Origin of the sequence: Bifidobacterium sp. ESL0728, from assembly GCF_029392015.1 — a bacterium.
In the GTDB taxonomy this organism is placed as follows: domain Bacteria; phylum Actinomycetota; class Actinomycetes; order Actinomycetales; family Bifidobacteriaceae; genus Bifidobacterium.
In genome coordinates this window covers 113,310-127,522 of sequence record NZ_CP113925.1, presented here as the reverse complement: position 1 = coordinate 127,522, position 14,213 = coordinate 113,310, and the positions used below count along the sequence as shown (strand labels likewise).

7 protein-coding genes are annotated in these 14,213 nt (G+C 55.7%); 4 read left to right on the top strand and 3 right to left on the bottom strand.

Features of this window, described 5'->3' with window-relative positions; translation table 11 throughout:
- Nucleotides 1-457: 457 nt before the first annotated feature.
- The 3 genes from OZX67_RS00440 to OZX67_RS00430 form a co-directional block, all read right to left on the bottom strand.
- A complete protein-coding gene (locus OZX67_RS00440) occupies nucleotides 458-1,033 on the bottom strand; it encodes a GtrA family protein (protein ID WP_277143124.1) in 576 nt (191 codons plus the stop codon).
- A complete protein-coding gene (locus tag OZX67_RS00435) occupies nucleotides 1,030-3,630 on the bottom strand; it encodes a glycoside hydrolase family 3 C-terminal domain-containing protein (RefSeq protein WP_277143122.1) in 2,601 nt (866 codons plus the stop codon). Before OZX67_RS00435 ends, OZX67_RS00440 begins: the two co-directional genes overlap by 4 nt.
- Before the next feature lie 281 nt (nucleotides 3,631-3,911).
- Complete coding sequence (locus OZX67_RS00430; protein WP_277143120.1) at nucleotides 3,912-6,836, bottom strand: glycoside hydrolase family 3 N-terminal domain-containing protein; 2,925 nt, start codon at nucleotides 6,834-6,836, stop codon at nucleotides 3,912-3,914.
- A gap of 542 nt (nucleotides 6,837-7,378) precedes the next feature.
- Between OZX67_RS00430 and OZX67_RS00425 the strand changes: the two genes are divergently transcribed.
- From OZX67_RS00425 to OZX67_RS00410, 4 genes are all read left to right on the top strand, one after another.
- The gene (locus OZX67_RS00425; protein WP_277143118.1) at nucleotides 7,379-8,344 is read left to right on the top strand and encodes a hypothetical protein; all 966 of its coding nucleotides are present in this window, start codon (nucleotides 7,379-7,381) and stop codon (nucleotides 8,342-8,344) included.
- Nucleotides 8,345-8,872: 528 nt separating this feature from the next.
- On the top strand, nucleotides 8,873-9,709 hold the full coding sequence (locus OZX67_RS00420; RefSeq protein WP_277143115.1) for a histidine phosphatase family protein: 837 nt from the start codon (nucleotides 8,873-8,875) through the stop codon (nucleotides 9,707-9,709).
- A gap of 255 nt (nucleotides 9,710-9,964) precedes the next feature.
- A complete protein-coding gene (locus OZX67_RS00415; protein WP_277143113.1) occupies nucleotides 9,965-11,350 on the top strand; it encodes an ATP-binding protein in 1,386 nt (461 codons plus the stop codon).
- A 286-nt stretch (nucleotides 11,351-11,636) separates the two neighbouring features.
- On the top strand, nucleotides 11,637-14,045 hold the full coding sequence (locus OZX67_RS00410; RefSeq protein WP_277143111.1) for a serine/threonine protein kinase: 2,409 nt from the start codon (nucleotides 11,637-11,639) through the stop codon (nucleotides 14,043-14,045).
- Nucleotides 14,046-14,213 lie beyond the last annotated feature (168 nt).

Genomic DNA, 14,213 nt, shown 5'->3' with positions numbered 1-14,213 from the left:
GTTAGCCATATTCGCACAATCGCATTCAACCGGTCGCATTCACACAGTCATTTGACCGTGACGTTGACCGCGTGAACGCTAAAATACCGCCGAACACGACTTCGCCAATCAACAAAGCCGTTTCGGACATACCTACTTTGCAAGGCTTTCAGAACTTGACGATCACTGCCAATCTACCCTGAGCACATTCACACAGTAACATTACGACCACACAGTCAGATTCACACGGTTATATGACTGTGTGAAATGACCGTCATCATCGTAGCCAGGTGACCGTCAGCATTCTCAAATGACCGTGACGCTATTCGCCACAAACGGCGCCGACGGGATATCCGATAACGCACAAGTCGGCCAATAGGTTATCCACAATGGCGGAATTCCGCCAATCTCATTTTCCCATTAACCGACTTGTGTGTGCTTATACGTCGGCACTGTACTTAGCGGCACCACAGCCTGTTTACTTTTCGGCTTTGTCGGCTTTCTTGGCGGGGGCAATCCACCACTTCAGGAGCGGATAGCTGATGATGACCGCGAGAACCGTGTTGACCACCGAGGCGAGGGTGGAAGAAACGGCGTCATTCCAACCGAAGCCCTTGCAAAGCGTGGTGATGTAGCCCGGCAGCAGCAAGCCGCAGACCACGATGATGATGGCCAGGATCGCATACTTCCACGCGGCGGATTTGAAGCTCGCGTCGGACTTGAAGACCCACTTCATCTGCACCACAAAGTTGACGGCCTGCGCACAGATTTCCGCGATAAGGAAGGTGAGGAAGCCACCGAGACCGTTGGTGCTGGGCTTCGAATAGTTGAAAATCAGGAAGCTGAAGGGCTGGGTCAGGTGCATGGCGTGTACGAACAGCGCGGTCAGAATCCACACGGCCACGAAGCGCGTTATGGTCGAGATGTTTGAAAGCACGTTGAATTTGATGAATTCCCACAGATTCGGATACTTGTTGATCAGGCGCTTGCAGGCGGCGATGAAGCCCGTGCCCTCGACCTGCTGTTCTGGTTCGTTCTCGCCAATATTGCTCATTTCTTTTCAAGCTCCTTCGCCACACGCTTGTTGGCCGAGATATTGCGGAAATAGCCCACGACGAACGAGCCCAAACCACGGAAAGTATGGCCGTTCGCGATCTTGACGACGGCCTGGACCATCGCCGAATCGATGATGCCCTGCGTCATCTTGCACATCGCACGCGGCGGCATGTTCAGAATGAAGAGGGTATTGAGGTCTGGCTGGCCGGTCTTCTGGCGGATTTTGGCCTCGCGCTTGCTCAGCGTCTTGGCAACGGTGCGCGCAACAAAACCACGCGAATCAACCCACGAGGAAATCGGGTCGTTCTCTCCGAAAACCGTCGGCTTGCCGGGCGCAACCACACCATGACCAAAGAGAGCCGTCATCTCGTTGTCGGTGACGTCCTTGACCTGACCCTTGAGATAATGCCCGAGAACCGGGTTCGGCGGGCAGAGATCGATGTCGCCCTGAACCATCTGGGTGGTCGAAAGCGGCAGATTTTCAACGCTGTCGCCGACCAGAATCTCGCGTTCGCCGGTCTCGGTCTTCCAAGTGCCGGGCACGACGTCGTAGTGACGGAACGTATAGCGGTCGAATGGGATCGTAATCGTCTTGGTCTCGTGAGCGTCAAGGAAGACCTTCCTGAAGCCTTTGAGCTCGCGGTCGGGACGCATCGCACCGCCCACCGGCCCGCGGACGTACATCTGCGCGACGGTAGCACCGGGAATGTCGGAATCGTTGGTCACCGTGAACGCAACGCCCTTCTCGTCGCTGGCCAGGCCAGAATATGTGAACGCGCTGTAGCTCAGTCCGTAACCGAACGGGAAGCGCACGGGCACGCCGGCGGTTTCGTAATAGCGATAGCCGACGAACGGACCTTCACGGTAGATGGCGTCGCGGCCAATGGCCGGGTACCAGCTGGAGCTGGGGGAGTCCTCGTATTTGAGTGGCCAGGTTTCGGCGAGATGACCGGAAGGATTGACCGCGCCGGTAAGCACGCGAGCCGCGGCCGAGGCGCCGGCCTGACCGGAAAGACCTATGTATAGGAGTGCGGAAATATCGTCGAACCAAGGAAGCTCGACGGGGGAGCCTGCCACAAGAACGATGACCACGGGCTTGCCGGTGGCCGCCAACGCCTTCACCAGCTCGTTTTGACCTTCGGGAATGGCCATGGTGGAACGGTCAAGACCCTCGGACTCGCTGCGTTCGTCAAGGCCCACAACGGCGACGACCACATCGGTGGTGTCGGCAGCGGCCAGCGCGACGGCGTCCTCAATCAAGACGCTGTTCTTGCCGCCGTGGCGCTCGTAACCCTGCTGATAGCCCGCGACTTCGATGCCATCGATCTTTTTGAGTTCGTCAAGCAGGTTTTCCTCCTGCGTCGCGTTGACCTTGGAGGAACCGGAACCCTGATAACGCGCGGTTTTCGCCATGTCGCCGATAACCGCGACGCGCGTACCGGGCTTGAGAGGCAAGACGCGGGTGCCGGACTCTTGGGAATTTGCTACAGACGTATTACGCGACTTGTTTGTTATCGCAGCATCCGTAGCCGTAGCCGCAGTCCCATTGGCGGAAATCGGCTTTGCGCGATTATCGGAATTTGATACGGAATCCGCAGTGCCTCCGCTCTTGCCGACTTGCGTAGCTGCTATAACATCGTTCTTGAGCAGCACAGCGGTATTTTCGGCTACGTGACGCGCAATCTTGTGATGCTTTTTCGCGATGTCATCGCTCAGCAAATCGTCACGGCCGACGCCTTCGAAACGCGTGCGTTCCGCAAGTTTGGCGACTTCGCCAGCCCGCACGTTGATATCAGCTTCGGATAGTGTTCCAGCCTTCACCGCGCCTACCAGCTCACGCACGGAAGTGTAGCCAGGAGAAGGCATCTCAAGCGTTCCGCCGGCTTTCACCGCGGCGACGGCGGAATTCGAGCCGCCCCAATCGGAGATGACAGCACCGTCGAAGCCCCACTCCTGGCGCAAAATCTCAGTCAGTAGATGCTTGTTTTCGTTGGTATACGTGCCATTGATTTGGTTGTAGGAAGACATGATGGCCCATGGACGGGCCTCGCGGATCATAATCTCGAAACCGGTGAGATACAGTTCGCGCAACGTGCGTTCGTCAACCACGGAATTGGATGCCTGCCGACGCAGCTCCTGGCTGTTGACCGCGAAATGCTTGGGGCAGGAAGCAACGCCATTGCTCTGGATGCCTTTGACCAGACCGGCAGCCATACGCCCGGCGACCTGCGGATCCTCGGAATAATACTCGAAATTCCTGCCACAAAGCGGGCTGCGCTTGATGTTCAAACCCGGTCCAAGCAGCACGTTGACATCGAGGTCGTGCGCCTCGCGCCCCAGCGCCTTGCCCAATTCCTCGGCGAGCGCCGGATCCCAGGAATTGGCCACGGTGCCGGAAGTCGGGAAGCAGGTCGCGGGCTTGGACGCGCCGATACCCAAGTGGTCGCCCACCCCGAGCTGACGACGTACGCCGTTGGGCCCATCGCTCATCACGAAGCTCGGAATCCTCGCTCGCTCATTACCCCGAGAATCCCACTCGGACGCGCCAGAGAGCAACGCCGCCTTCTCGGTAACCGAAAGCTCCTCAAGCTTCATGACTTCTCCTTATGCAAATTTTGCCGCTCAGCGCCCCTGCCGGGACCAACTGCAACAACTTCCAGTGAAACCAGTCGCACATATATGCCGTGCTGCACGATTACTGCCACATCGCATACAATCCACTACCAGTAAATTTACTTTGCTATCTAAATTCCCAAGCCTTGTAACACAAACCAGCCAAGGATGCTGGTGACGAATTCGGCAAAACCGAACCCGTCACCAGCCAATCTGCAAACCTCAGGAATCATCAATAAAGATTCCACGAAGCTTGCTTATTCTTATTCCTTGCTGTCGGTATCCGCTTCTACGACGGCCACAGCATCTGCGCCATTACGACGACGCATGAACCGTATGATAGCCAAGACTTCGAGCCCGATCGCCAGCACGGCCGTCACGCCCCAGACCACGTACATGATCTTCTCCCAGTACGGGTTGTCGCTCTTGGCCTTGTCGGCGCTCTCATAAGTCCAGCCATTCACCGTGGCATAGAGGATGTTCTTCGTGGCCCTACGCATCGCGATGACGGAGGTCGCGGATTTGTCGGTGATGTGGTTGGTGACCGTGGTGGTGGCCAGCATGACGTCTCCGCCGCCGCGGATGATCTGGTCGGCGTTCAGGAATCCGAAATTACCGAAGTAATCGGTGGAAACCATGCCGTGGAAGCCCCATTCGTCACGGAGCACCTTCTGCAGCAGAGGAGCCGAGGCACCGGCGTAAACCGGGCCGAGGAAGTTGTCGGAGCTCATCACGGCCTGTGCGCCGCCGGTCTTCACCGACATCTCGAACGGCTTGAGGTAGAGCTCACGCAGCGACTGCTCGTTGATCCACGTGGTCAGCATGCTCGTACGGTCGATCTCCTGCTCGCTCAGGACGAAATGCTTCATGAAAGCGTAGACACCCTTGGACTTGGCTCCGGCGATCTCGCTGGAGGCGATGGCACCGGAAAGCAGGCTGTCTTCCGAGAAGTACTCGAAGTTACGGCCTTCGAACGGCCCACGATGAATGTTCATGGCCGGCGCATACCAGCCGACGACATGCATATCGCGAGCCATTTCGCCGATCATCTCGCCGAACTGACGGGCGAGTCCCTTGTTCCACGTGCATGCCACTGCGGTGGCCGCCGGGAAACCGATGGAACCGACCTTGGTGAAGTTGTTGTTGAGAGCTGTTGGGCCGTCAACGAACGTGGTCTGGACCTTGCCGATGGACTTGATGGGCTTGGTGCCGTAGCCGCCGGTGGCGATCAGGCCGTCCATGTCATCGAACGTCAGCTCGTCGAGCAGGTGGTTCCACTTCGGGTCGTTGAAGGACTTGCCGCGCAAATCGGCCAGCTTCACGTTGTTCTTGGCACCCATCGTCGGCATCTTGTCGCTGGCCTTGTTGTGGTCGGCGACCTTATAGTTCTTGTTGTTGATGAACTCGGACTTCGCCTTGTCGCTCATCTTGAAATCGGTGGGCGCAGCGGAGGTCTGGGCATAATTCGCGAAATGGTTGGCACGCGAAAGATACTGCACGTCTCCAGCGGTGTAATCGAAACGATTCGTGGCCGGCGTCTTGTCGCCATCATGCGTATTGGACTTGGAGTTGTACTTGATGGTCTGCCCGATCTTCAACGACTGATGGTCGGTGACGTGGTGGGAATCGGACTGAATCGAGATGTCGTAGTCGCCCTTTTCCAGAACGTAGGACTTGGCCTTCTTGGAATCGTAGGAAGCCATGTCGGCATCGTTGAAGGAAACATTCACCGTCTGCGAGGCGCCGGGTTTCAGCACTCCGGTCTTCTCGAAGCCCACCAGATTCGTGGATGCCTTTTCGATGCCGCCGTTGGTGTACGGAGGGTTGTAATACGTCTCGACAACGTCCTTGCCGGGCTTGTTGCCGGTGTTCGTCACTGTGACATCGAAGGAAATCTTGCCATTCGCATAGTTGATCTTGCCCATCGACTGCTTGAACTTCGTATAGCTCAGGCCGTAACCGAACGGATATTGCACCACATCGTCGTATTTGATGAGGCCTTCCTTGGCAGCGGTCTCATAGAACTTGTAGCCGACGTAGATGCCTTCGGTGTAGTTGATGAAATGCGGCAAAGTGTGCAACGGTTGCCCTACAGGGCTCTTGCCGTCGATAGCGAATTCGTCTGCGTTCGTATAGGCGAAATCACCATAATTATTGAACGTGTTCGACTGCTTCGCGTTCTTCAGGAACGTATCCGAAGTCCTGCCGGAAGGATTGACCGATCCCGCGAGGACCTTGCCCAGAGCCGAGAACCCGGTCTGGCCTGCAGGCGGGCACCACAGCACGGACTTGATCTGCGGATACTTGCTCAGGAAATCGAATTGCAGGGTGTTCGCGCCGTTGTAGACGAGCGTGACGTTCTTGAAATTCTTGGCGACGACGTCAAGCATATCCTGCTCGGTCTTGCTCAGCTGCAGGTAGCTCTCACCGTTGGCGAAGTCCTGATAGCTCTTGGAATTGTCCTGATACAGGACGTTCTTGGCCTTCATGTTCGTCGGTAGATCGGCGTGCTCTCCGCCGCCACGGGCGATGACCACCACGGCCTGGCCCGAATACTTCTTCGCATTGTTCATCAGCGATTCGGTATAGTGATCGGCAGTGGGCTCGGGAAGAGTCCAATCAGCCTTCCACATGCCGATTTCGGGGCGGTCCTTGCGGTATGCGGTATACATCTGCGACAGTTCGGGGTTGGCTTGCAGGCCGGCCTGCTTCAAGCCGTCCATAATGGATACGGTCTTGTATTGCGTCGACATGGCGCCTGAACCAGACCCGCTGTAAATCGGGTTGGACGAAGCCCAACCGAACACGTTGACCTTCTTGCCGCTCAACGGCAGATTCGAGTCCTTGTTCTGCAGCATCGTAATGGCCTCGGACTGCACCTGCTCGGCAAGATGCTTGGCCCTGTCCTTGGTCTCGCTGGTAAGCTCGTGCTTGGTGGAAGCAGTGTTGTTGAGCAGCGTCGACAGCGGCCCGGAGACCATCATCGAAACGGCCACGACCATGCCGATCAGGACGACAATCCAGGACTCGGAATGAATCAGCTTACGATTCGCGGTATTTTGCACCGTCTTCTTGTTAACGGCAAACGTGATGATAAGTGCCAGCAGAAGCAGCACGGCCATGCCTATGAAATAAGGCACCAGCGAATGCAGCACTGCGACAACATCATCCATGTTGATTTTCAGCACGATGAGTCTTCTCCTTTATTTGCTCACACATGAATCTCGGCTTCAACAGCTCTGCTAAAACCATATACGCAATTTGCGGGCGGTGTTGCCCATCAGCGAATCGCGCACTAATCATGTCTATTCATGTCATTTTCATTGTGCCTACAGATTCCGGCACTTTCCACCGTTGCACTTAGCCTGTCATTTTTCGCGCATATTTTGCGATAAACCCACGAACCTGTCATCGCTCATGTTAAAAAAGTGCACTTTACAATATCCAAAATGCACTTTCTAGACGGCAATGCTGAAAAAGCGCACTTTACAGCTTGCTAAATGCACTTTTCTGACGGTGATATAAAAAACATGCACTTTGCATGCGCTAAGTTGCACTTTTCTGACGGCAGTATGGGCCCATGAGGCTGTGGATAAGTCATCATTCTCATATCCAAACCTGTGGATAAGTCAGCCGCGACACGCCCGGATTTGTGCATAACCCTAATCATTCGACCACAGTCGCCCGCGCAGCTTGCCTCGCCAGGCCTCGTTAGTCTAGCGTCGATTCCATGAAACGCAATCCGGAAATCGAGCGAATATCCGACGATGCCCAACAACGGCACCGCTACTTCTTCGGCGCGACCCCAAATCAGAAGAGGGCAATGCGCAAACGCTGGCTTGCCCACGAGTATGTTCGCCTACATCCGAACATCTACACGAAAAACGAGTATTACCAAACGCTCAACCCACAGGAACGCGCCATGCACCTGATACGCACGCTGGCTACTAAATTTCCTCAAAAAGTATTTGGCGCAATGAGCGCCGCACTGGTGCTTGGGCTCGAATGCCCTTGGTACAACGCTGCGTTGGAACACGCGCAAATCGCAACGGAAGAATCGATACCAAAGCACATGCAAGGAGTCATCGAGAAAATATACGTACATCCGTTAACGTTCGTCGTCCATGACGGAATCCGCGTCACCCCTCCTGAACGGACACTGGTGGATTGCGCTTTGCGGTACTCCTATAACCAATCCTTGGGAGTCTTCGATTCCGCATTGCGCGCCGGAATAGTAAATAAGCAAAAAATAGCCGAAACCTGTTCCAGCTTGCACAGAGACTGTTCTCCAGTGCAGAAACTTCTACATGACGTTGACGGGAAAAGCGAGAACGGAGGTGAATCATTGTGCCGTTCGGTAATTCTTGAAGCAGGGTTTGCGCGACCTGAGCTGCAACACGAATTCCGAGATCCTGCTAATCTGAGACACACTTTCCGCACTGATTTTTTATGGGTCTGTAACCGCAAAGTCGTGGTTCTGGAATATGACGGCATGCAAAAATACACAGACCAACATATGACAAATGGACATGACACCCGACAGGTGGTTTACAAGGAACGAAAGCGCGAGGAAGCGCTACGGCGCGCAGGCGTGACCAGCATTTTGCGGACGGATTACGAAGAGGTCATGCAGCCAAGATCGCTCATTCAAAAACTCATCAACAGCGGAGTCCCAATGAGCCACAACCCCCGATAACCCATCGCCTACAATTGCCATGAGGCTTCAGAACTACCATCTTTGAGGCCGTTCGTCTGCTTTTTGCATCAAAACGTGCACTTTTCTGACGCCAACGCCCCAAACACGCACCTCGCACACCCCAAGTTGCACTTTTCTGACGCTACTGTCCTAAACATGCACCTTGCGCACTCCAAGTTGCACCTTTCACACACTGATGCAGAAAAACCGCACCCTACATCAACCAACCCGCACGTTTTTGACGGCACCGTCAGAAACATGCACCCTGCACCAGCACAGTCACCCCTTCTGACGCCAACGCCCCAAACGCGCAAATTGTCGCACTTCAATCGCATGATATTATTTTACGATAATTATAATTTAAAAAGAATAAAACTGGGCAACTATACGTCTTTACCGCGAAACGCATACCAATCCATCGTAGGACGCATGGACGATAGTTTCCCACGCTGCATTCACACCCCAATCACCGACCTGCGCCATTCACAAAGAAGTAACGCCGGGAACTCAAAAGAAGGAAGAGACACCATGAAGAAAATCCTAGCGAAAGCAATCGCGATGCCGGCGGCAATAGCGCTGATCTGCCTTGCCGGCGCATGCGGTTCCAACACGAAGGCGAGCGCTCCGGCCGAGACTTCCGCCGCAACCCAAACCACCACCATCTACTTGGTCCGCCATGGCGAAACCACTGCAAACGTAATGCATCGCGCGCAAGGTTGGAGCGACTTCACGCTGACCCAAAACGGTGTCGATGGAGCCAAATACCTCGGCAAGGGTCTGAAAGACGTCAAATTCGCAGCCGCTTATTCCGGCGATCTGACAAGACAGGAAAAGACCGCCGACGGCGCGCTGGAAGCTTCAGGCAACAAAAACGTCAAGCTGAAGATAGACCCACGCCTGAGGGAATGCAACTATGGCAGCTACGAAGGCATGCCGGACCAGGGTCAGGCCATACCCGCCATCGCACAGCATTTCGGCTATGCGAACGCCCAAGACTTCATGAAGGGTGCGGGCAACGAGCTGATGAGCAAGATGCAGGAAGGATATTACGAACTCGACCAGGCGAACACCCTCAAAACCGACCTACCGGCGCAATACCGCGCCGAGAAGCCCGAAACCGTTGAAAACCGAATGAGCGAGGCCCTGACCCAAATCGCCAAGAAGCAGGACAAGGGCGGCAACGTCCTCGTGGTAAGCTCCGGAATGTCGATCGGTCTGTTCCTGGAAGCTCAAAAGATCCCCAACAACGTGGGCCCGCTGAAGAACGACTCGGTCACCAAGCTCACCTACAAGAACGGCAAGTTCACGCTGGTCGGCGACATCGGCAGCCTGCAGTATTACGACGCCGGCAAGAAGGCCGCGTAACGGATTGCGCACGTCAATCCCAGAAGAATTGACGTGCGCAATATTCCAACATCCCTGCGAATCCAGTAGAACGGACAGTGAAGAAGGCTGACTTCATCATTGCCATGCAGTTGCCCGGTTGGCGCACATAACACATAATAAGATTGATATACAGCCATGCTCAAGCTTCTAAAAATAATTAAGAAATTATGCTATAATCTTCTTAAAATAATTTAGAAGTATACTTGTCGACTTCAGTTTATCAATCGAGGCTCTATGTCCACAACGACACCAGCAACGTCATTGGCAACACCGGATTACCCGACTCTGGTTCGCGAAATGCGCGAGTACCAGTTCCCCATGCCGATTCGACGCAAACCAGTCATCGCCGACGGACTGCCCAAACCGGCCATGTTCAATCTGGTGCATATCCTCGTCGGCATGCGTCGCAGCGGCAAGACTTTTCACCTCTTCCAGCTCATACAGGATTTGCTGAAAGCAGGAACTCCGCGGGAGAATATCTTCTATTTCAATTTTTCAGACGAACGCCTGCAACCCATGCCTGACGACGTGCTTCAACAGGTCCTCGACGAATTTTGGCGTCAGGTTCCAGCGGCACGCAAACAGGGCGCATATGTCTTCTTCGACGAAATCCAGGAAGCGAATCATTGGCAAGGATTCTGCCAGCGCATTGCAGAACACGAAAACGTCACCATGGTAGTCACCGGTTCGTCTTCAAAACTTTCCAGCCAGGAAATCGCGACAAACTTCCGCGGGCGTTCATACTCACACGAGGTACTGCCCCTTTCGTTCCGCGAATATTGCAAGTTCCACGACATCGAGACACCGGAAGTCGGCGCGGATTCCTTCTCCCCGCAGACCGCAACCGCCATGGAATCGGCGTTCGACCGGTATCTCATCGACGGCGGCTTTCCTGGCATTCAAAGCATGCCCGCAGAAGCCAAAACCGACATGCTGCAAAGCTATATGCGCGACGTAGTGGCACGTGACGTCGCTGAGCGAATGGGCAACAGCGATATTGCCGCAGCCAACCAGATTGCGCTTTTCGCCTTGCGTAACACCGCCTGCGAGCTTTCCGTAAACAATTTGGCCGCGCAGCTTGACCAGCTCGGCTACCGAATGTACTGGACCAAGGCACGCGGCATCCTCGACCTTCTCGAACAGGCGTTTCTCTGCTTTGAAGTCGGCGAATACACCACAACGCTCAAACCCAAGTCGACAACCCCCAAGATCTATGCGGTGGACCCGGGACTGGTCTATGCCGTCTCACGCGCAAACCAGCAGGACATCGGCAAACGGCTTGAGACCGCAGTCTATCTGGAATTGCGAAGGCGCCAATCCGGCAGAAGGACGGACTTCATCACTTCCTTGACTTTGCCCGATGTACAAGGAGAAAAGGTCGATTTCGTCGTCGGCGACGCACTGGGCGCAGAACCTTATCAAGCCATACAAGTCACGGCAAATATGAGCAACGAGAAAACAAAGATGCGAGAAACCAGAAGCCTCAACGCTGCGATGAAACGTATGAAAAACATCAAAGGCACCATTATCACATTGCGGCAAAAGGACAGCTTGGCGTCAAATCTCGACGGACGCAACATCGAGGTCATTCCGGCCTGGCAATGGGCATTGCAGGATTAACGGCCTCGCGCCTACCCTTTTCAGGGTGCACTTTTGCAACGGTGCTGTGTAAAAAGTGCACCTTGCGCGAGGCAAAGCGCACTTTCCTGACACCAATGCGAAAAATATGCACCCCACACGAGCCAACCCGCACATTCTTGACAGCACCGTCAAAAACATGCACCTTACCTGAAGCAACTTGCACGTTTTTCACACCAGTACCGAAAACATGCACCCTATGACTCAGAAACAAACAGCATTGGCATCCAAACAGTAACGATGCAGCCACCTCGGTAGTATTAGGGGTATGAGCGACTTGAACGCGTTGGACTTGGAACCTGGGGAGATCGTCGGCGGATACACGCTGATCTCGCGGCTGGGCGGCGGCGCGATGGGCTCGGTCTGGCGCGTGCGCGACGACGGCGGGCAGGTCTACGCCATGAAAATCCTGCGGGATTCGCTCAAGGACGATGGCGAAACCGGTAGTGACAGCTATCAAAACGACGATATGTCATCAGAAGGCGATTCTGGGAGTTATGGAAACGCAGCCGACAGCAACGGGTCTGTGGGTTCCGGCACCGCAGGTTACGATTCAGCAAACGGCAACGCTGCCGGCAATAGATACGGCACCGACGCAAGTAACACACAGCACCATCACCACAGCCACGACCCGCACGTCACGGCCCGCGAGCGCATGCGGCGCGAGGCGGTGGCCATGCGCAAGGTCAACCATCCCGGCGTCTGCGCCATCGTCGACATGGAGCTTGACGATTCGCTGGCTTTCATCGTCACGGAGCTGATTGAGGGCAAGAACCTGCGCGACGACGTGGCGGCAAACGGGCGCTACGTCGGAGACGACCTGCAGCGTCTTGCCTCCAAACTTATCGATGCCGTGCGCGCGGTGCACGCGCAAGGCATTATCCACCGTGACATCAAGCCGACCAACGTCATGGTCTCGGCCGCGGGCCCGGTTCTGGTGGATTTCGGCATTGCCATGACCGCAGGCGAAAGCCACGTCACGCGAACCGGACTGGTGATGGGCACACCCGGCTTCATCGCCCCGGAAATCATCGACGGCGCGGAAAGCAACGAGGCCACCGACTGGTGGTCGCTCGCCAGCGTCATCGCCTTCGCCGCCACCGGCCGGCCGGTTTTCGGCAGCAAGCCGATGATGGCCGTGCTCGAACGCGAGGCGAGCGGCAACGCGAATCTCGCCGGCCTGCCGCCCAATACGCTTAACGCCTTGCGCAGCGCGCTCAACCCCGATCCGACGAAACGTTGCAGCCCCGACCAACTGTTGCAAGCCATCACACTCGACGCCTTGAATCCGTTCGAAAACGGCGAGCTGGACGATGACGATAATAGCGGCATTGAAAACGCCACCGGCAAGAGCGACAACAGCGCTGAAGGGGTGGTGCCCCCTTTTGGCCAAACGCCTCGGCCTGATTCGGATTCCTTGGACAAGGCGCCGAACAATCCCCGAGCCAATTGGACTGACGACCCATCTATATCGGTTACGCAGCCGATCAATTCCCCGCAACGTCAAATACGCGGTTCCACACAGGCAATGGCACAGGGCAAAAGCAACGGCGATGTGGCCGCAACGGTTCCACTTGCCCCAGCTACCGGGACAATGCCACTCAGCGCAGGGATGACACAAAGCCTGGAGCAGACGTCGCCTCTTTGCGCTGCGAACACGCAGGCGACACCACAACAAACCGAAGACGCCACGATGCCGCTCACGGTGGCCCCGGCACCATATATATATGGTCAGCCGAACGCGCAACCCGGCTATACGCCGCAACCGCAGCAACCCGGCTACATACCCCAGCAGGCCCAGCCCCAGCCCATGATTCAATCGCTGGAACCACAGCCGGCGGCGAACCCCGCGGACGTCAGGCGCGGCAAGCTCATTTCGCGCTCCATTCTGCCGCTGTGGCTTCTGGCGATTCCGTTCGCGCTGCTTTCGGCAAGCATGCCGACAATTTCGATATGCTGCGCGACGGCCCTGCTTTGGTTCCTTCTGACACTGGGCTACAGCGAAGAGGGCCAGCTTGAGCGCGAAGGTCGCCGCGGCGGCATCCGCAAGGGAGGGGACCCGGCGCTGCGCACCGTCGGTCTTCCCTGGCATATCCTCAAAGCCCTGATTTTCACCATTCCGCGAGCGCTTATCCTTTTCATCATCGCCGGTGTGGGCCCGGTGGTGGTGAATCTGGTTTCGGGACTTCCCACGCACATGGCGGCTCTGCAGATTGGTTCCTGGCACCTCCCGCTCCCCTTGCCTGCCGACCTTTCGCTTTCCTATTCGAGTGCATCGCTGGCGATATTCATGGCCGTCGCCTGGCTGGTCACCGTTTTCGGCCCGAAGACCACGTTGCTGCGTATCGGCGCCGGCCGTCTGCGCGGCCCCGCTTATCCCAAGCCAGACGTTGCGGCACAACCACTTTCCCCGTATCCTGCAGCAGACGGATACGGAAACGCATCGAATCAGGAAAGCGCGATGGGCGATATCGATGGCAACGCAGACGATATCGACGATATAGATGACGGCGAAGACGACGAAACAGACACGGAAAGCGCGAAAACCCTCAAACACCATTCGACTCGACGCTGGATGCTTTTGGCGATTTGGGCGATAGCAACGCTTGCGGCGCTCGCATTGGCCCTCACCAATCATCAGATCAACTGGATTCCACTCCCCAATCCCCAATTGTGATACACTATCAATGTCGTAGGCAAACCGAAATCGTACAATTTAGACAAAGTGGCAATATCTGCAAGAAACCGCCAACGCACTCAGCTGTAGGGCTATTCATCCACCCATACGTGCAAAATAAGAGAACACTGAGTCTATTTGAGTACATTTGTTGCTTGAGTCGTTTTA

Coding starts and splice junctions, on each gene's coding strand:
- OZX67_RS00425 (WP_277143118.1), top strand. CDS start 7,379: ATGAAACGCAATCCGGAAATCGAGCGAATATCCGACGATGCCCAACAA.
- OZX67_RS00410 (WP_277143111.1), top strand. CDS start 11,637: ATGAGCGACTTGAACGCGTTGGACTTGGAACCTGGGGAGATCGTCGGC.
- OZX67_RS00420 (WP_277143115.1), top strand. CDS start 8,873: ATGAAGAAAATCCTAGCGAAAGCAATCGCGATGCCGGCGGCAATAGCG.
- OZX67_RS00435 (WP_277143122.1), bottom strand. CDS start 3,630: ATGAAGCTTGAGGAGCTTTCGGTTACCGAGAAGGCGGCGTTGCTCTCT.
- OZX67_RS00415 (WP_277143113.1), top strand. CDS start 9,965: ATGTCCACAACGACACCAGCAACGTCATTGGCAACACCGGATTACCCG.
- OZX67_RS00440 (WP_277143124.1), bottom strand. CDS start 1,033: ATGAGCAATATTGGCGAGAACGAACCAGAACAGCAGGTCGAGGGCACG.